The organism is Acinetobacter entericus (assembly GCF_026168575.1).
GTDB lineage: Bacteria > Pseudomonadota > Gammaproteobacteria > Pseudomonadales > Moraxellaceae > Acinetobacter > Acinetobacter bouvetii.
Window position 1 is genome coordinate 1 of record NZ_JAPEQW010000008.1, and the last position, 17,632, is coordinate 17,632.

A 17,632-nucleotide genomic window follows, 5' to 3' on the forward strand; every position below is an offset into this window, starting at 1 on the left:
TTTAAATAGAGTTCAGCTGCCTGCGCGCATGCTTCAATGCGGTGCAGAAGCCTAATATTGATATCTTTATTCTAGGCATTATCTTTAATCTTAGTTTTATTATGATTTAGTCTGATTCTTTTTGTCATTTGAGGGATAAATGCGGCTATAAGTTTAGGCCTTCATAATTTTATAGATTATCTGATTAAAACTGCCAATTTTTATATCAAATCATCTATTGTCTGATTGTTGAATCTTTATTATTAAGGTATTGATTTTTATATAAAATAAAACTAGACCCATGGTTCATCGCTTAAGTATTAAATAAATATTCTTATTTTTTATAGCTTTTTCTGACATTTTCTTACCAATTATGATTTTTATATTTTAAAGGTATGAGGTGATACCTTTGAAATTTTGGACAAAGACCATTCAAAACCGCATTGTAAACCGAAATTAATCTCACAATTGGAGGTGAGGTCTCATGTCGGCAAACACAATGAATGTGAATAATGCCATAGATAATGCAAAATTTACAAAATCACATTTAAGCATCATGCTTTGGTGCTTAATTTTAATTTTATTTGATGGCTATGATTTAGCAATTAATGGCGTGGCTTTGCCGCTGTTGATGAAAGATTGGGGGCTGACTACAGTTCAAGCGGGCATGCTGGCAAGTACGGCATTGGCTGGTATGATGTTTGGCGCGATGCTGTTTGGCACGCTGGCAGATAAGATTGGCCGTAAAAAGGTCATTATGATTTGCGTATTTTTATTCAGCGGTTTTACTTTTGCAGGCGGCTTTGCATCGAATCCAACTGAATTTGGCGCCTTGCGGTTTCTAGCCGGTTTAGGCATCGGCGGTGTACTTCCTAATCTTGTAGCGCTCACTTCGGAATATGCGCCGAAAAAGCTGCGCAGTACGCTGGTGACAACCATGTTCAGCGGCTATGCCATGGGGGGGATTATGGCAGCGCTGTTTGGCTCATGGTTTACCCCAAGCTTTGGCTGGCCGATTATGTTCTTCATTGCGGGCTTTCCACTGCTGTTATTGCCATTTGTATGGAAATTTTTGCCTGAATCAGTGACTTTTTTAGTCAAGGTCAAGCGTCATGATGAAGCGCGTCAAATTCTGAAAAAGATTTCTCCTGAGCAGCCTTTGAGTGCTGATACACAGCTTGAACTGTCGGAAGTGACTGTGCCAGGCGGAACAACAGTTAAAGCGCTGTATCAGCAAGGCCGGGGTATCGGTACAGCTTTATTCTGGCTTTGCTTCTTTATGTGCTTATTGACGCTCTATGCGTTAGGCAGCTGGCTGCCTAAATTGATGATGGCGGCAGGCTATTCGATGGGCAGCAGCTTAATGTTTCTGCTGGCGATGAATATTGGTGCAGTGATCGGGACTGTCGGCGGCGGTATTCTAGCGGATAGATTCCACTTAAAGCCGGTGATTATCAGCTTATGTTTAGCAGGGGCGGTTGCATTGTCGCTGCTGGGTTTCAACTCGCCGCAGCCTGTTATTTATTTCCTTGTCGCTGTTGCAGGTGCTTCTGCCATTGGCTCACAAATTTTGCTGTACAGTTATGTGGCGCAATATTATCCGTTATCTGTGCGTTCAACAGGAATCGGCTGGGCGTCTGCAGTTGGCCGTACGGGGGCAATTGTCGGGCCCATTTTGATTGGTATTCTGTTGGCTAAAGAATTGCCGCATCAAATCAACTTTATGGCGGTTGGCATTCCTGTGGTGATTGCGGCTGTTGCGGTGTTCTTTATCCGTAAAAGTGAAACAGACGTTGAAGAGATTCAAGCCGCGGCTTTGTCTAAAAAGGCGTTAAAGGCACAGCGCTCATTGGGTTAATTTCATGCTTGATTAAAAGGCTCATGTTATAGGGGCCTTTTTTTCTTAAAAGAATCGGGCTGCAAAGAAAAAAGCCCTTGGTATCCTGCCAAGGGCTTTTTCGTATCAGTTTTCGACTGAACTCCTGTTCGGTCTAAGCTTCCTGCTTTCTTTAATTTTATTCTTTTAATTTTGCTCTTTTGAGACATCCTGTCTCTGTATGATCCCAATATATTTGAATTCAGCATGGCTGTATAGCACTGCTTTTCGTCAGCGCTTGTAAGCGATTGCGTACATGTCAATGCATTTAAAAATGGGCTTCTATGCCTAAATATGGGCCTTTAAACTTCAGTTTAGCTTCGTCATCTGAATCTTTTTTCAATTGAATATCCAGAATGCGGTAACCGATTTTTGCGCCGACATCGACTAAAACAGAATCAATAAAATTATATTTCAGTTCAGCCTGAGCATCCGTGACTTGCTCATGATTCAATCCGGCTACGCTGACTTCAGCATTAGCGCTCAATCCAGTCAAAGGCAATTTCACGCCTGCTTGCGCGTACAGCATAGGCAGGGTTTCACTGATATCTTGCGTGAAAGTGTAGTTATGGCGAATATCACCCTCAATGCTTTTCACACCTGCGCCTACATCCGCGTTGATAATATTGTCCAATATTTCGTAATACAGAATAAAGTCTGAGTAATTGATATCGAGCTGGTTGCGATGAACATCAGAAAAGCTTTCTGCGCTTTCTGCCTGCAGATTAATATGCTTAATTTTGACATTGGGCAAAAAGGGTACAGGATGTTCAATGGCAGCAGAGAAAGCAAGTCCGCGGTCATCATCCAGTTCAGACTGAGAGGGATTGTGCTGCGGATGGCTCAGATCCGCATTGTATTGCCAGTAATCAATGCTGCCTTTGAGTCCAATAAAATCAGCATGCGCGCTATGCAGCGCCGTTATGCCCAGAATCGCGCAAAGGAGTTTTAAAGCTTTCATGTTGCATCCCATCTATGAAAAATAATTTTAAAAGTTTGAGGCGGCTGAAAAGTGCCCATATTCCACGCGCATCATAGCTTGAATGTGCTCCTGCGAAAAGAAAATCTGAATCCTGTTTGTTCTCAAAAATACGCTATTTAAGCGTTAGGACTGTGATTTACTTATAAAAAATGAAGGAAATCACATGAATAATGCGCTAAAAGGGCAGACGGACATGCTGAAATGGGGGTGATGCAGAGCGGCATTTGATGAATAGTGAAAAAAACGCTTGGGATGCATATAAAAGAGCTGAAAAAGCGGTTTTATATTGTGCTGAATGCCGGTTAGCCGCGCGGTTTAAAGACGGATTGATGCAAGCGGCAAATGCATTCCAAAAAGTTTGTTTATTTATAAATAATAATGTATAAAAAATAAGCTGATAATTTGTTCAAATGAATAGAAATATATTATGAAAAGTGAATATTTCAGCCACAAATTACAGAAAATTTGCTTAAAAGACGGTATTGTTTAGTTCATATAAAGGTCAATATCTGTAAAGAACTTTAAGCAAGATTTAGCAGAATTTTCCTGTTTGCAATTAGCCGACACCGCTCAAAAGGCGGTGCGCTATGTTCAAATACACAGAATTATTTTTTTAATGGCACTTTTGCGGCTTGCGAATAATCGATAAAAAAGCAGCATCAAAAGAAGCCTAAGGTTGACATTTTATGACAGATACTCGTGAAAACTGGACGTCACGATCGGGCTTTATTATTGCAGCCGTCGGATCTGCAGTAGGGCTTGGCAACATTTGGCGTTTCCCTTATGTTGCCTATGAAAATGGCGGCGGCGCATTTTTAATTCCATATTTAATTGCTTTAATTACTGCGGGCTTACCGCTGTTATTCTTAGATTACGCGATAGGCCATAAAAGCACCGGCTCGCCGCCAAAAGCATACCGCAAGCTGTTCCGCGGAGGCGAGACTCTGGGCTGGTGGCAAGTCTGCGTGTGCATCATTATTGGCCTGTACTATGCCAGCGTGCTGACTTGGGCCGGCAGCTATGTGTATTTCTCGATTGGCCAAATGTGGGGCCACGATCCAGAAGGCTTCTTTTTTAAGACCTATTTACAGACCAGTGATGCAGCTGGCTTTGATCCCCGATTTGTCAGCCATATCTTTTGGCCATTGGCAGGCATTTGGGCGCTGACGCTGGTGATTTTATACGGCGGAGTGAAAAAAGGCGTAGAGCTTTCAAATAAAATTTTCATGCCGTTATTATTTGTGCTGTTTACAGTATTAGTCATTCAGGCATTGCGCTTGCCAGGCGCTGCAGCGGGCTTAAATGCTTTCTTTACGCCAAACTGGGCCGCCATGATGGATTACAAAGTCTGGCTGGCGGCCTATGGCCATACCTTCTTCTCGCTGTCTGTAGGCTTCGGGATTATGGTGACTTATGCGTCTTATTTAAAGCCGAAAACCAATTTGACCGGTTCAGGCTTAATCGTTGGTTTTGCAAATGCATCGACTGAAATATTAGCAGGCATCGGTATTTTTGCCGCGCTGGGCTTTATGGCTTATACCGCAAATTCAAATGTTCAAGATGTGGTAAGCGGCGGAATTGGCTTAGCTTTTATTGCCTTCCCTAAAATTATTTCCAGCATGGGTTCTGGTTCAGACCTCTTTGGCTTTTTATTCTTCACTTCGCTTTTTGTCGCGGGCATTTCCTCAATGGTCAGTATTTTGGAAGTTCCAATTGCTGCCATGATGGATAAGCTGAAGTGGGGCCGTAGAAAAGCGGTAACGATTGTCGGCGGCGGAAGCGCAGTGGTTTCTATTGCGCTGTTTTCCAGTGTGAACTCAATTAAGCTGGTGGATATTATTGATCATTTCATCAATAACATCGGCATTATTGGCGGCGCTTTACTGTCCATTGTCTGTATTGCCTGGTTTAAGCGCTCGGCGCTGCTGGAAATTAAAAATCATGTGAATGCCATTTCTACGGTAAAATTGGGCAAGGGCTGGGATTTCACTTTAACGGTGATCACGTCACTGATTCTGCTGGTGACGCTGGCCATGACGGTTTACCATTTGCTGATGAAAGGCTATGGTGATTACAGCGCCAGCCTTCAATGGATATTTGGCTGGGGCTGTGTGATGTTCTGTGCCGTGGTTGCTGTTATTTTGGCGCAAATGAAAGACCGTGAGGAGCGTTAAGATGAATACTTCCGCAATTGTGATGATGGTAATTTCCATGGTGTTTTTATGGGGCGGATTGGCGTTGTCCATTCTGCATTTAATGAAGAACCCGGAAGAGCTGGATGATGTATTGGAAGATGTGAAGGACCAGCACACGCTTTAATAATAATCCTCAAAAAAAGCAGGCTTTACAGCCTGCTTTTTTAATCCGCGCCTGTTCAGCTTCTGCTTTTAAGCGGGGGGAAGAGCGTCAAGGAGCGTTAAGCGGTTTTCTGGATTCGGCAATAATAGAAACCGTCGCCAAAACCATTCTCAGGCAAGAGTTGACGGCCGTGAATTTGCGCCAGCCCCCAATTTTCTTCAATTTTAATTTCTTCGGCATCTGCATGTTCGGCAAAGAAATTCACCATCTGCTGTTCATTCTCAATTTTTAAAATAGAGCATGTGATATACAGCAGTGTACCGCCGACTTTCAATTGCCCCCACATATGATTCAAAATCTGCTTTTGCAAATCTGCAGTTTGCTGAATGTCGGCCGACTGGCGCAGCAAACGGATATCCGGGTGGCGGCGCATGACGCCAATGGCGGAACATGGCGCATCCAGCACAATGCAGTCTACAGGTTCTGGCGCAGTCCATTTGGCTGCATCTGCGGTGATAATTTCGACATCAGCCTGCGCGTTTAATTCCAGACGCTCTAAATTCTCAGAAACACGCAGCAAACGCTTGGCGTCATGGTCCAGCGCAATCAATTTTTTAGGCTGGAAGCGTTCTAAAATGTGCGCGGTTTTACCGCCCGGTGCAGCGCAGGCATCCACGACAATTTTGTCATCCAGATTGGGCAGCAGCATGGCGCACAGTTGCGCATGTTCGTCCTGAACTGAAAAACCGCCCTCTTCAAAACCCGGCAGTTGGGTAATATTGCCTGTTTGCTCAAGGACAATGCCGGCATCTGAAAGATCACATGCATGCGCGCCGATCTGTTCTTCATCTAAAATTTCAAGATATTCATCACGGCTGATTTGACGCTGATTGACGCGCAGGGTCAGCGGTGCAGTCTGCTTCAGATTCTGACAGAGTTCCGTCAGCTGTTCTGGCCAGTCTTTTTTCAGGCGCTTGAACAGCCAGCTTGGCAGGCCATGGCTATTTCCCAAGGCCGTTTGAAATTCCTCTGTTTCACGTGAAACACGGCGCAGAATGGCGTTGACCAATCCGCTCATCGGCTCAAAGCCTAATTGTTTGACCGCGTTGACGGTTTCAGAAATTGCTGCATGTGCAGGAATGCGCGTGCATAACAGCTGATATAAACCTAAATATAAACAGCTTTCTAAGGCTTCATTGTCTAAAGGCTTAGTGAGCAGGGGCAGGGTAATGGCTTTTAAGGAATACCATTGGCGCAAGCAGCCTAAGCTGAGCTCATGATACAAGCCGCGGTCACGTTCAGAAACAATATTGATATGCTGGTTTAAGACGGATGTTAAAGATTGCCCATTTTGTACGGCCAGTAATGTCTTAACGACTTGCGCACGCAAATTCAAATTTTTTGCAGACGATTGAATTTGACTCATGCGAATGTATTTCCTGCTGATAGTTTTTGAGTTTGATTAATTTGAACTGGATTTAACGCTTTACCGCCGGGCCATTGCAGGCTGGTGAGGCAAACGGCCTTTTCGTTGCCGCAAGCCACATGAACGCCAAGGCTGTCTAAACAGAGAATAGCACCTGGCGCCTTTCCGGCAGCATTTTGCTCAGACAGCATTGAATCCCAAACACGCAGGTTATTGCTTTCGTCCAGCGGAATAAAGGCTACAGGCCATGGGTTAAATGCGCGGATATTGCGGTCAATGCCGACCGCATCCAGAGACCAGTCAATTTTTGCTTCCGCTTTAGACAATTTATGCGCATAGACCGTAAGTGATTCGTCTTGAACTTCACGGGTGTCCAAGTAATGCTTAAGCTTTTCTTCAGATTCGAGAACCGCAACGATTGCCTCCGCGCCTTGAAGCGCTAATTTATCATGCAGGCTTGCTGACGTGTCGGTTGCGTCTATTGGGCAAATGGTTTTATACATCATGTCGCCAGTATCCAGGCCTGCCGCCATTTTCATGATGGTTACGCCTGTTTCTGCATCTCCCGCCGCAATCGCGCGCTGAATGGGTGCGGCGCCTCGCCAGCGGGGCAATAATGAGCCATGAATATTCAGGCAGCCGTATTTAGGCGTATCCAGAACCGCTTGAGGCAGGATCAGGCCATAGGCGGCTACAACCATGATATCGGCATTCAATTCAGCTAATTCTTTTTGCGCAGCCAAGCCTTCTTCAGTTGATGCTTTGAAGTGCAAGGGCTGATAAACCGGCAAATTGTGTTCGAGGGCTAATTGCTTGACAGCAGATGCTGTCAGCTTCTGTCCGCGCCCAGCTTTGCGGTCAGGCTGAGTATAGACCGCGATAATTTCGTGATCTGTATTGATCAGCGCAGCCAGTGCTTCAGCTGCAAATTCAGGTGTACCCGCAAAGACGATTTTCACATGTATGCCTAAAAAATTAAAAGTTGATTATATCAAACATGGTTCAAAAAACCTTTGTCAGCCAAAATTTGTTAATTAAGGCTTTGTTGCACAAAGATTTAAAAAATAGAGTTTCCCTAAGTCACCAAATTTAAGTGACAACTTAGGTACATGGTCGGCCTAGCTCCGCAAATTTATTGAGTACTGCTGCACGTGCGTGAATCTTATTTACTTGGTTTTGAAAGTTCCCAGCACTGAGTTTATCTCCCAATAATTTTATGCAATGCATTTTGGTTTCAACCGAACTTTGGCGATGATACCCAGACCAGTTTTTTCATATCGCCCAGCCTAAACGTTTAACTGTTCGAAGTCATTCATTTCGTTTTAGCGAATTTCTTAGGCGGAATCACCGCATGCGCCTGCCGATCCGCAATGACCTGACGGCATTGTTTTGTATTATAGGCATCATCTGTATAAACATAATTAATGTGCTCTTCTGGTGGAATTTGATCAAATAAATCGCCAAGGACTTGTGAATCGCTAACATTGTTCGCAGTCAACTGTACAGCCCGTATTTGCAAGGTTTTAGCCTCTATACCGATATGCAGTTTATGCCATTGGCGATGATATTCAGGCTAATGTTTTTCCTTTTCCATTCGCTTTCACCTAAAAACTTCAAGCCAATAAAATCGACGAGGAGATATAAGCCATCGCTGCTTTTTGATAGCCAACCGTAAGATTAATATGCATTTGCCTTCTACAGATTGTCGAGTAATCTAGAGCTGTCCAACCTAAACCACAGAGTTGAATAAGGGCCAGTGTCCATTCGCAAAGAAAGGCGAAATAGAGATTTGATCATAAGACAGCATTGGATGGATCATCTGAATAAGTTTGATTTCGTCCGTGTTTGCCTTGCGGCTGTTCATACCACTGAGTGCTAGGATCAAACTAAATTGAGATATTTCCTCTATTTACTAAGGCACGATTATAATAGCAAGGCACAAATCCGTTTAGGTTTGAAATGGATTTCGGCAAAAACGGCTGAATTATGCAGCGATCTGGAAGGTAAAAAGTGCTTAGGCCTTTATTTCATCAAGCAGAAATAAGATTTCTAATTCAAAAGCTTCTTCGGAAGCTTTTTCTATAACTTAAGATTGATAAATTTTGGATTTTTAATAAATTATATTTATATAAAATTTAAAAATTATTCATGAAAGTTTTGCAATGAATCTGGAGTGATGGCGTTATAGTAGATTTCATTAAAGATTCTTGTCGTCAGATCGTCGAGACGCACCTATACTCATATCTGCCGTTTTATTCAACGAATGGGTCATCTTGAAAAACAATGGCTTGTAGTATGATATGTGTGAAATTCGACTGATTTAACATCATGGTCAGTATGATTTAGCCAAAATGAATCTGTCTGATTCATTTCAAGCTCAAACTTTGTTGGAAATATATAATGCCTGACTATCGTTCAAAAACATCGACACACGGAAGAAATATGGCTGGCGCACGCGGTTTATGGCGTGCGACGGGGATGAAAGATGAAGACTTTGGCAAGCCGATTATTGCGGTGGTCAACTCATTCACGCAATTCGTTCCCGGTCATGTGCATTTGAAAGACTTGGGTCAATTGGTCGCGCGCCAAATTGAACAGGCAGGCGGTGTAGCCAAAGAGTTTAATACCATTGCGGTTGATGACGGTATTGCGATGGGGCATGACGGCATGCTGTATTCACTGCCTTCACGTGACTTGATTGCAGACTCTGTAGAATATATGGTGAATGCGCATTGCGCCGATGCCATGGTGTGTATCTCAAACTGTGACAAGATTACCCCAGGGATGCTCATGGCCTCTATGCGCCTCAACATTCCCGTGGTGTTTGTTTCGGGCGGGCCAATGGAAGCGGGTAAAGTGAAGATCCGCGGCAATGAGCATGCTATTGACCTTGTTGATGCCATGATTGTTGCAGCCGATGACAGCTTCACCGATGAAGAAGTGGCTGAATATGAACGTTCAGCATGTCCAACCTGCGGTTCATGTTCAGGCATGTTTACTGCAAACTCAATGAACTGCTTAACTGAAGCACTCGGTTTATCGCTTCCAGGCAACGGCTCGACACTTGCGACGCATGCCAACCGTCAAAAACTATTTGAGCGTGCGGGCCAATTGATTGTTGAAATTACCAAACGCCATTATGAAGAAAACGATTACAGCTTATTGCCGCGTTCAATTGCCACTAAAGCAGCCTTTGAAAATGCGATGACCCTTGATGTTTCAATGGGCGGTTCAACCAATACCGTGCTTCATTTATTGGCAGCAGCGCACGAAGCTGAAGTTGATTTCACCATGGCCGACATTGACCGTTTGTCACGTAAAGTGCCGGTATTGTGTAAAGTTGCACCGGCAAAACAAGACGTGCATATGGAAGACGTACACCGTGCCGGCGGCATCATGTCAATTTTAGGTGAGTTAGACCGTGCCGGTTTATTGGATACTTCCGTACCGACCGTGCATGAAAAAACCTTGAAAGATGCCTTGGACAAATGGGACATCATCCGTACAGAAGATGAAGAGGTGTACAACTTCTTTAAATCTGCACCGGGCGGCGTGCCAACGCAAACGGCATTTTCACAAAACCGCTACTATTCGCGTTTAGATGGTGATCGTGAAAATGGCGTGATCCGTAATGCGGCCAATGCTTTCTCACAAGACGGCGGTTTGGCTGTGCTTTACGGCAACATCGCGCTGGATGGCTGTATCGTCAAAACGGCCGGCGTAGATGATTCAATCTTGAAATTCAACGGCACAGCGCGTGTCTTTGAAAGTCAAGACTCAGCAGTTGAATCCATTTTGGGCAATGAAATTAAAGCCGGTGATGTGGTTGTAATTCGCTACGAAGGTCCGCGCGGCGGCCCAGGTATGCAGGAAATGCTGTATCCAACCAGCTACTTGAAATCGAAGGGCCTAGGTAAAGAGTGCGCTTTATTGACGGACGGCCGTTTCTCTGGCGGTTCATCAGGCCTTTCGATCGGCCACGTGTCTCCAGAAGCTGCTGAAGGCGGTGCGATTGGTTTGGTAGAAGATGGCGACCGTATCGAAATCGATATTCCAAACCGCACCATCCACTTAGCCGTTGATGAAGCGACCATGGCCGCGCGCCGTGCAGCGCAAGAAGCCAAAGGCTGGAAGCCTGCGGAAGAGCGTCCGCGTAAAATCTCTAAAGCCTTGAAAGCCTATGCGATGCATACCACAAGTGCTTCTAAAGGCGCAGTACGTGAAATCTAAAGTTTAGATTTTTAAGTCAAAAAGCACTCCGCATGGGGTGCTTTTTTATGCAAAAAATTATTTTAAAACTCCCAGTTTTTGTTAAGTAGGGGGGTGACAGGAAGTCGCACGTTTGTCCGTATGGCAGGGAGCCATATCGGGCAAATAAGGGCTTTTGTTTACTTTTGGCCTGTCAAAAGTAAAAAGCGCCTACGAGATAACATTAGAAATTAATCAGGTAATTTGAGGCTGTATGGGAAACAATCTAAGGTCTATATCAATACTTTTTTTATAATGAAATTTTATATGGTACATATGATGTGTTTTATGAAATATACAGTTCGTACAATCTAAGTTTTTAAATTGGACGGTAGGGTACGACGGTGCCCTATCTTTTTTAAGCAAATGTTACTTTTGTTTTGGCAAAATGAGAAGCGAAGCTTCGCAAGGAAACTATCTTACGGAGTATTGCTCCTCACTGCAAAACTCGTCAAATACCCACATTTTTTAAGTTAATCACAGAAATATTCAATATTAATTTTAGACCTGCCTCGAACAGCTGCAGATGGTCTTGCCGCGTATCAAATAACATAAATGGCGTTTGCTTCAGCTGGTTTATGCGCTGCAGAAGGGAAAGAAGGGACATTCCCTCTGCTTTTAAAAGAAGAGGGCTAGGGAGAGGATTGATATGAAAAAAACCTTCATCCTTTTGCGGAGCCATGCTCCTTATCCCGAAAAAAGAAGAGACTTTTAATATTTAGTTTATGAGCGGTTTCGTGATCATTTTGGATTTTCGAAAGAGGTTCACTATGTTGCGCTGTCTTATTTCTATACAATAAATGCAAAACAATTCGCCAAAGGCTGAAGCTTAGAATCAGCCATCGCCAAGGAACATAACAATGAGTAAAGAAAATATCCGCGAACATTCAGCCCCCGTCTATGAAGGCATTGAAAATGCGCCAGCCCGTTCCATGATGCGCGCAACAGGCTTTCAGGATGAAGACTTTACCCGCGCTTTTATTGGCATTGCATCAACATGGGCCAATGTGACGCCGTGCAATATGCATATTGACGGCTTGGCGCGCGAAGCGGAATACGGCGTGAATGCTGCTGGCGGCAAAGGCATTATTTTCAACACCATCACCATTTCAGACGGCATTTCCAATGGCACCGAAGGCATGAAGTACTCTTTGCTGTCACGGGAAATTATTGCGGATTCCATTGAAGCCGTGGTGGGCTGTCAGGCCTATGACGGTGTGATTGCGATTGGCGGCTGCGACAAAAACATGCCCGGCTGCATTATGGGGCTGGCGCGCTTAAACCGTCCGGGTTTATTTATTTACGGCGGAACCATTAAACCGGGCGCAGGCCATACCGACATGATCTCGGTATTTGAAGCAGTCGGTCAGCACGCCAAAGGCGAAATTAATGAAATTCAGGTCAAGCAGATTGAAGAAGTCGCGCTGCTGGGGCCGGGTTCGTGCGGCGGCATGTATACGGCCAATTCGATGGCTTCCGCGATTGAAGCCTTGGGGATGAGCTTGCCGGGATCTTCGGCGCAGGAAGCCGTTTCAGCGGATAAATTGGCTGATTGCCAGCGCGCAGGCGAAGCGGTCATGAATCTGCTGCGCCTTGATCTCAAGCCGCGTGACATTATGACCAAAGCAGCGTTTGAAAACTCCATTAAAGTGCTGATTGCTTTGGGCGGCTCAACCAATGGCGTACTGCATTTGATTGCCATGGCGCATACGGCGGGCGTGGAACTTAGCTTGGATGACTTCGTCCGCATCGGCAAAGACATCCCAGTGGTGGCGGATGTGCGCCCATCGGGCAAATACCTGATGTCAGAGTTAATTGCGATTGGCGGCATTCAGCCGTTAATGAAACGCATGCTGAATGCCGGCATGCTGGACGGCTCTTGCTTAACGGTGACGGGCAAAACCTTGGCGGAAAATTTGGCGGATATCGCAGACTATCCGGAAGGCCAGCAGATTATTCTGCCCTTTGATGCGCCGATTAAAAAAGACTCGCATCTGGTCGTGCTGAAAGGCAACCTGTCGCCAACGGGGGCGGTCGCTAAAATTACCGGCAAGGAAGGCTTGTTCTTTGAAGGCCCCGCACGGGTGTTTGAAGGTGAACAGGGCGCCATGCGCGGCATTTTGGATGGCGAAGTGCAGGAAGGGGAAGTGGTGGTCATCCGCGGTGTAGGGCCGAAAGGCGGGCCGGGCATGCCGGAAATGCTGAAACCGACATCAGCGATTATTGGCAAAGGCTTAGGCAAATCTGTAGCGCTGCTGACTGATGGCCGTTTTTCCGGCGGCAGCCATGGCTTCGTGATTGGCCATGTCACACCGGAAGCCTATGAAGGCGGGCCGATTGGACTGGTTAAAAATGGCGATAAAATTTCCATTAATGCCGAAACCCGTGAAATGACCTGGCATGTGTCGGACAATGAAATTGCAGCCCGCAAGGCGGCTTGGGTCAAGCCTAAGCCGAATTATACTCATGGCGCCTTAGCCAAGTTTGCAAAATTGACTTCAGGGGCTGAGAAAGGAGCAGTTACGGATCTGAATTTAGATGTATAATTGATCATTCTCTAACAAGTTGCTATAAACCCTTGTAGTCCTGCAAGGGTTTATTTTTCGAGGCAAATCTCATGTCACTGCTGCGCCGTTGGTTTGATCCAATCCGATCGAGCTGGTTTTATCAAAAACCGACTCGGCAAACGGTGTTACCCACGGAACAAGGTTTAAGCGTTTACCTGCGTTTAGATGATGTTTACAGCTACTTGGCTGCCCAGCAGCTGCCTCAGCTGGAAGAAATCCTCAGTGATGAACTGAAGCCCTTAAAAGTTTATATCTCCAATCAGAGCGGCGAACCGCCCAATCATATGTCTGCTGCAGAATGGCAGCAGTATTGCTTAAACGATGCTCAAATTCTGTCTAAGCAGCACCGCTTCAGCTTTCATGATACCCCCGAACAGCCCACGGCTGAAGCGTTGCAGCAGGCGGAAACCATTCTGCGCAATACCCCTTTGCGCGGTCAGGACTTTTTGTATTTGCTGGAAGACGTGTTCCATATGCTGTGGCAAAAGCAGTATGGCAAATTGCGCACATTGCATGCCATGGCCAGCCGGCATCATCAGCCACAGCATTTCCCAGAGCGCATTTTTGGCGAAATGCCCGTGCTGGCAAGCTATTTCGAATTTGGCGAGCGCAAATACCATGCGGTGGATGACCTGCTCCGCTTAACCCGCCGGTTAAAGCAGCAGAAGCTGCTGACGGATAATCCGATTTTCCTGATCAATCATATTGAATGGCGCGAGCATTTGATCAGTGATGCGGAAGAGCTGAATGAAATTCAGGCGCTGGATCCGGAGCTGGATTTGTATATTGCGCTGGAAGACCCGATTTCGTGGCTCTTGCTGGCCTATATCAAAGAAGAATTGGCTGATTTTTACAATATTCAGCTGAATGTCTATCCGCTCAGCTACCATGGCCGCGACCTGTTTGACTGGGGTTTGGCGACCCGCTTGTCTAAGCGGACAGAAGTGGCATTTACGCCGTTTTGCCGTCCGACAGAAGCTGCGACGCTGTACATGGCGCAGCTGTATTACAGCGTTCCGGAAGAGCAGCGCATTGAGGCAATGTACCAAATTCTGCAGGCGGTGTGGACCAAGGGCAGAGATTTATCCTTTAAAGCGCATTTTCAGCAGCTGCAGCAGGACTTGGGCATTGCCGCGCTGATTGAAGAGGATGTAGAACCAATGCTGAAGGAAAACGATATGCATTGTGAAATGAAATCTCAGCCCGATTTTCCTGTGCTGGAATTGCGCATTGACGGACAAAGCTATGTCTTTAACAGCTTATACCGCGTTTGGATGATTGAAAGTATTTTCAGTAATGTGTTAGAAGAGAAGTATAAAAGTGAAAACACAGCTGACAGTGAACAGAAGCCGCATGAACAAAGAGAAAGTTGAATCTTTAGAACAAGCCCGCGCGCAAATCGATGTGATTGATGAGGCGCTGATAGCATTGATTGCGGCGCGTCAATTTTATGTGGATCAGGCCGTGCGTTTTAAACGGACCGAGCAGGATGTGCAGTCACCGGAACGGGCGGATGAGGTCGTTAAAAAAGTGCGCAGCGCAGCGGAAGCTCAAGGGGTTGATCCGGATTTGGTTGAACATCTTTACCGTGAAATGATTCAGCATTTCATTCGCCGTGAATTAAAGGAAATCAGGCCTTAATCAGGCGCTAGAAAAACAAAAAAGCTCCAGTATCGGAGCTTTTTATGCAGTGCCGATTTTGCTTATTCAGCAACTTCTATAGTTAAGCCATAGGTAAGCGATTCAGCTTGCGGCTTTTTCGTATTATCCGGGTTGGCTTCAGGATACGCCGCAGTAATTAAATAAATGCCGGCTTTATCGAATTTCACTTCAATTTCGCCTTTCGCATTGGATTTGACTGCAGGAAGCTCCTTGGTTTTTTCAGCATCCAAATTGCCGGCGCCTTTGAAGACATCCACTTCTACATTCGGCACAGCTTTGCCATTGAAGAGGATTTGCGCTTTTAAAGCTTCGCCTGCATACAGTTCGCTTGGATGAGTCAGCAGTTTCAGCTCAAAGCCTTTATTTGAAGGCGCTGGAATTGCGCTTGGCTTGCCTTTGGTAATGTAAGTTTCAGCAATAAGCGTATTCTTCACTTCGAATACTGGCGCATTGGCAGGCACTTGGTCAGCTGCAATCATGCGCGGAGGCTGTGCATTGGCTGGCGCAGGGGTTTTCGCTGCTTCAGCTTTGGGCGCTTCAGGCGCTTTTGCCTGCTGAGCCATTGGAGCGCGCATCGGGCGGACACGCAGCCAGCGGCCATCAATCAGCGCGTATTTCCCGCTGTTGCCTACCGCATCCTTCGTCTGAATGCGGTAGGTGCCTTCATCGGCAGGGCTGAATTCAGCGACATTAAAGCGCTTTAACGATGCGGCTGCATCCAGCGCAAGCTGTTGGCCGCCCGGCTGCGTAATGACATAGCTGGTTTTAAAGTTATTGCTTGGAACAAAGAATTTTTCCACCGTTAATGCGCTTTGGAAGCTAACATTCGAGCTGCTTATATCAAATGCGTCCGGCAGGATGAATGGACTGACAGTATGTGCATGGCTCAATACCGGAAAAGAAGAGAGCAAAGCAATTTTTAACCAATGATTCATTGAACCATACTCCAAATTTAAATCGAAATTATCGGTCGTAATCTACTTGATAACTACTATCATTATCAATAAAATTCAGAAAATATTTTGGAGAATCAGTATGCCATTTACTGCTAATAAAAATGAACCTGCACGGACAGCATTCCGACTAACGCCATTGGTTGTAGCGCTGGCGCTGATTTCTCCAATCAGCGTGCAGGCGGAACAAAAAGCAGAAGATGGCCAGTTTGAACAGCAAGCGGCGCAAGCGCACCGTTTTCACCGCGATTATGTCTTGGGCACGTCTTTAGATGTGGTGGTGACAGGGGTCTCTCAGCAAGAGGCCAAATTGGCGCTAGAAGCGATTCACACTGAAATTGCCCGCATGGATCAGAAACTCTCAACTTGGCGCGCAGACAGCGAAATTACCGCCCTGAATAAAAACAAAGCCGGTACGGTTTCCCCTGAACTCTTTGAAGTGATTGCCGCCTGTGAAGCTTGGCGTAATAAAACTTGCGGCGCATTTGACGCGCGCTTAGGTCAATTGATTGGCCTATGGGAAAAATCGCAAGGCATTACTGATTTAGATACAGCAACCCATGCGCAGGTGCTGAATTTATTGAAGCCGGACAGCGTGGAAATAGACGAATCTGCGCAGCGGATCCAGATGGATGCTGCGGTGTCATTTGCGCCAGATGCCTATGCCAAAGGCTATATCATTGACCGCGCCATGGTGGCTGCCCGTCAAAAAGTGCCTGCGGCTGAAGGCCTGCTGATTGATATCGGCGGAGACATCCGCGTATGGGGCAGCGCGCCCCAAAAGGATGGCTGGAACATCGGCGTGCAGGATGCGTTTAATCATCATGATTTGGCTGTGCCAAGCGAGGTGCTGCAGCTTAAAGATCAGGCTGTGGCATTCAGCGGTCAAGGCTACCGTTCATTGGCAGGTCAATCGCATTTGCTCGATCCGAAAACCGGCCTGCCTTTGCAGCAGGTTGAGCAATGCGTGGTTGTCGGCACTTGCGCAGCGGATGCCGATGCTTTAGCCACGGCTTTGGCTGCTATGCCGCCGGCAGAGGGCTTAGAGCTGATTGAAGCTTTGGCCGGCTATGAAGCGAAATTGACTATGCGCGGCGGTGCATCTTATCAAAGCGCGGGCTGGAATGGCTTATTGCAGCATCAAGCGGCGCAGCCCGAAATGCAGGCTGTGGCAAGCACGTCATCGGCAAAATGGCCATCCGACTATCAAGCGTCGATTGATTTGGTCATTCCGAAAATTAATGTGGAAAAATACCGCGCCCCGTATGTCTCGGTTTGGGTGACGGATGCCAATAAAAAACTGGTCCGTACTTTGGCGGTTTGGGGCAAGAATGAACAATGGATTAATTCCAACTATGTGTGGTGGCGCCGCTATGGCCGTCAAATGGAAAAGCTCGATGCAGTTGCCAAGCCCTCACGCCAGCCGGGCCAATACAAGATTGCTTGGGATGGCAAAGATGACAGCGGCAAAGCGGTTCCAGCCGGTCAATATATTGTGCATATTGAAACTTCCCGTGAGCATGGCGATCACTCTTATCAGATGATGAATTTAGATGTGAAAGCCAAAAATTCCAGTCAAAGCCTGCCAGCGCAAACTGAAATTGGCAGTGTCAAAATGAATTTCCAAAAAATCAATTGATC

Annotated in this window: 14 protein-coding genes and 1 pseudogene; 9 read left to right on the top strand and 6 right to left on the bottom strand. The window is 46.0% G+C overall.

What is annotated here, in order from left to right; translation table 11 throughout:
* The first annotated feature begins 463 nt into the window (after positions 1-463).
* Positions 464-1,837: an MFS transporter gene (locus OKC24_RS07785; RefSeq protein WP_130145327.1), complete on the top strand. Its 1,374-nt coding sequence runs from the start codon at positions 464-466 to the stop codon at positions 1,835-1,837.
* Between the two features lie 286 nt (positions 1,838-2,123).
* On the opposite strand, the gene OKC24_RS07790 is transcribed toward OKC24_RS07785, so the two are convergent.
* A complete protein-coding gene (locus OKC24_RS07790) occupies positions 2,124-2,816 on the bottom strand; it encodes a TIGR04219 family outer membrane beta-barrel protein (protein ID WP_130145329.1) in 693 nt (230 codons plus the stop codon).
* 248 nt (positions 2,817-3,064) lie between these two features.
* On the opposite strand from OKC24_RS07790, the gene OKC24_RS07795 reads away from it, so the two are divergent.
* The 3 genes from OKC24_RS07795 to OKC24_RS07805 all read left to right on the top strand — a co-directional run bounded on the left by OKC24_RS07795 (position 3,065) and on the right by OKC24_RS07805 (position 5,156).
* Positions 3,065-3,223, top strand: coding sequence for a hypothetical protein (locus tag OKC24_RS07795; protein WP_165381168.1), 159 nt, complete (start codon positions 3,065-3,067; stop codon positions 3,221-3,223).
* A 300-nt stretch (positions 3,224-3,523) separates the two neighbouring features.
* The gene (locus OKC24_RS07800; protein ID WP_130145331.1) at positions 3,524-5,011 is read left to right on the top strand and encodes a sodium-dependent transporter; all 1,488 of its coding nucleotides are present in this window, start codon (positions 3,524-3,526) and stop codon (positions 5,009-5,011) included.
* Position 5,012: 1 nt separating this feature from the next.
* A complete protein-coding gene (locus tag OKC24_RS07805; RefSeq protein ID WP_005012345.1) occupies positions 5,013-5,156 on the top strand; it encodes a methionine/alanine import family NSS transporter small subunit in 144 nt (47 codons plus the stop codon).
* A 97-nt stretch (positions 5,157-5,253) separates the two neighbouring features.
* Here the strand turns inward: OKC24_RS07805 and rsmB are convergent, their stop codons facing one another.
* From rsmB to OKC24_RS07820, 3 genes and pseudogenes are all read right to left on the bottom strand, one after another.
* Entirely contained in the window at positions 5,254-6,561 is a 1,308-nt protein-coding gene (rsmB, locus tag OKC24_RS07810) for a 16S rRNA (cytosine(967)-C(5))-methyltransferase RsmB (protein ID WP_265464942.1), read from the bottom strand.
* The gene (gene fmt, locus OKC24_RS07815; RefSeq protein WP_265464943.1) at positions 6,558-7,520 is read right to left on the bottom strand and encodes a methionyl-tRNA formyltransferase; all 963 of its coding nucleotides are present in this window, start codon (positions 7,518-7,520) and stop codon (positions 6,558-6,560) included. Before fmt ends, rsmB begins: the two co-directional genes overlap by 4 nt.
* 142 nt (positions 7,521-7,662) lie before the next feature.
* Positions 7,663-8,534 (bottom strand): annotated as a pseudogene (locus tag OKC24_RS07820) (IS5 family transposase).
* Positions 8,535-8,961: 427 nt separating this feature from the next.
* On the opposite strand from OKC24_RS07820, the gene ilvD (OKC24_RS07825) reads away from it, so the two are divergent.
* Complete coding sequence (ilvD, locus tag OKC24_RS07825) at positions 8,962-10,791, top strand: dihydroxy-acid dehydratase (RefSeq protein WP_130145337.1); 1,830 nt, start codon at positions 8,962-8,964, stop codon at positions 10,789-10,791.
* Between the two features lie 469 nt (positions 10,792-11,260).
* Here ilvD (OKC24_RS07825) and OKC24_RS07830 read toward each other — a convergent pair whose 3' ends face one another.
* A complete protein-coding gene (locus OKC24_RS07830) occupies positions 11,261-11,491 on the bottom strand; it encodes a hypothetical protein (protein ID WP_265464944.1) in 231 nt (76 codons plus the stop codon).
* Positions 11,492-11,669: 178 nt separating this feature from the next.
* Between OKC24_RS07830 and ilvD (OKC24_RS07835) the strand changes: the two genes are divergently transcribed.
* The 3 genes from ilvD (OKC24_RS07835) (at position 11,670) to OKC24_RS07845 (ending at position 15,017) form a co-directional block, all read left to right on the top strand.
* Positions 11,670-13,355, top strand: coding sequence for a dihydroxy-acid dehydratase (ilvD, locus tag OKC24_RS07835; protein ID WP_265464945.1), 1,686 nt, complete (start codon positions 11,670-11,672; stop codon positions 13,353-13,355).
* A gap of 71 nt (positions 13,356-13,426) precedes the next feature.
* A complete protein-coding gene (locus tag OKC24_RS07840) occupies positions 13,427-14,749 on the top strand; it encodes a hypothetical protein (protein WP_130145341.1) in 1,323 nt (440 codons plus the stop codon).
* A complete protein-coding gene (locus tag OKC24_RS07845; RefSeq protein ID WP_130145343.1) occupies positions 14,730-15,017 on the top strand; it encodes a chorismate mutase in 288 nt (95 codons plus the stop codon). Before OKC24_RS07840 ends, OKC24_RS07845 begins: the two co-directional genes overlap by 20 nt.
* Positions 15,018-15,079: 62 nt before the next feature.
* Here OKC24_RS07845 and OKC24_RS07850 read toward each other — a convergent pair whose 3' ends face one another.
* Positions 15,080-15,973: a DUF4198 domain-containing protein gene (locus OKC24_RS07850; protein WP_131276701.1), complete on the bottom strand. Its 894-nt coding sequence runs from the start codon at positions 15,971-15,973 to the stop codon at positions 15,080-15,082.
* A gap of 100 nt (positions 15,974-16,073) precedes the next feature.
* Between OKC24_RS07850 and OKC24_RS07855 the strand changes: the two genes are divergently transcribed.
* Positions 16,074-17,630 carry a DUF2271 domain-containing protein gene (locus tag OKC24_RS07855; RefSeq protein WP_131276698.1) on the top strand — a complete coding sequence of 519 codons (1,557 nt, stop codon included), beginning with the start codon at positions 16,074-16,076 and terminating at the stop codon, positions 17,628-17,630.
* The last annotated feature ends 2 nt before the right edge of the window (positions 17,631-17,632 follow it).

Excerpts from the sequence above, each read along its gene's own strand:
- OKC24_RS07785 (WP_130145327.1), top strand. The coding sequence starts at position 464 with ATGTCGGCAAACACAATGAATGTGAATAATGCCATAGATAATGCAAAA.
- OKC24_RS07790 (WP_130145329.1), bottom strand. The coding sequence starts at position 2,816 with ATGAAAGCTTTAAAACTCCTTTGCGCGATTCTGGGCATAACGGCGCTG.
- OKC24_RS07795 (WP_165381168.1), top strand. The coding sequence starts at position 3,065 with ATGAATAGTGAAAAAAACGCTTGGGATGCATATAAAAGAGCTGAAAAA.
- OKC24_RS07800 (WP_130145331.1), top strand. The coding sequence starts at position 3,524 with ATGACAGATACTCGTGAAAACTGGACGTCACGATCGGGCTTTATTATT.
- OKC24_RS07805 (WP_005012345.1), top strand. The coding sequence starts at position 5,013 with ATGAATACTTCCGCAATTGTGATGATGGTAATTTCCATGGTGTTTTTA.
- rsmB (WP_265464942.1), bottom strand. The coding sequence starts at position 6,561 with ATGAGTCAAATTCAATCGTCTGCAAAAAATTTGAATTTGCGTGCGCAA.
- ilvD (WP_130145337.1), top strand. The coding sequence starts at position 8,962 with ATGCCTGACTATCGTTCAAAAACATCGACACACGGAAGAAATATGGCT.
- OKC24_RS07830 (WP_265464944.1), bottom strand. The coding sequence starts at position 11,491 with ATGGCTCCGCAAAAGGATGAAGGTTTTTTTCATATCAATCCTCTCCCT.
- ilvD (WP_265464945.1), top strand. The coding sequence starts at position 11,670 with ATGAGTAAAGAAAATATCCGCGAACATTCAGCCCCCGTCTATGAAGGC.
- OKC24_RS07840 (WP_130145341.1), top strand. The coding sequence starts at position 13,427 with ATGTCACTGCTGCGCCGTTGGTTTGATCCAATCCGATCGAGCTGGTTT.
- OKC24_RS07845 (WP_130145343.1), top strand. The coding sequence starts at position 14,730 with ATGAACAAAGAGAAAGTTGAATCTTTAGAACAAGCCCGCGCGCAAATC.
- OKC24_RS07850 (WP_131276701.1), bottom strand. The coding sequence starts at position 15,973 with ATGAATCATTGGTTAAAAATTGCTTTGCTCTCTTCTTTTCCGGTATTG.
- OKC24_RS07855 (WP_131276698.1), top strand. The coding sequence starts at position 16,074 with ATGCCATTTACTGCTAATAAAAATGAACCTGCACGGACAGCATTCCGA.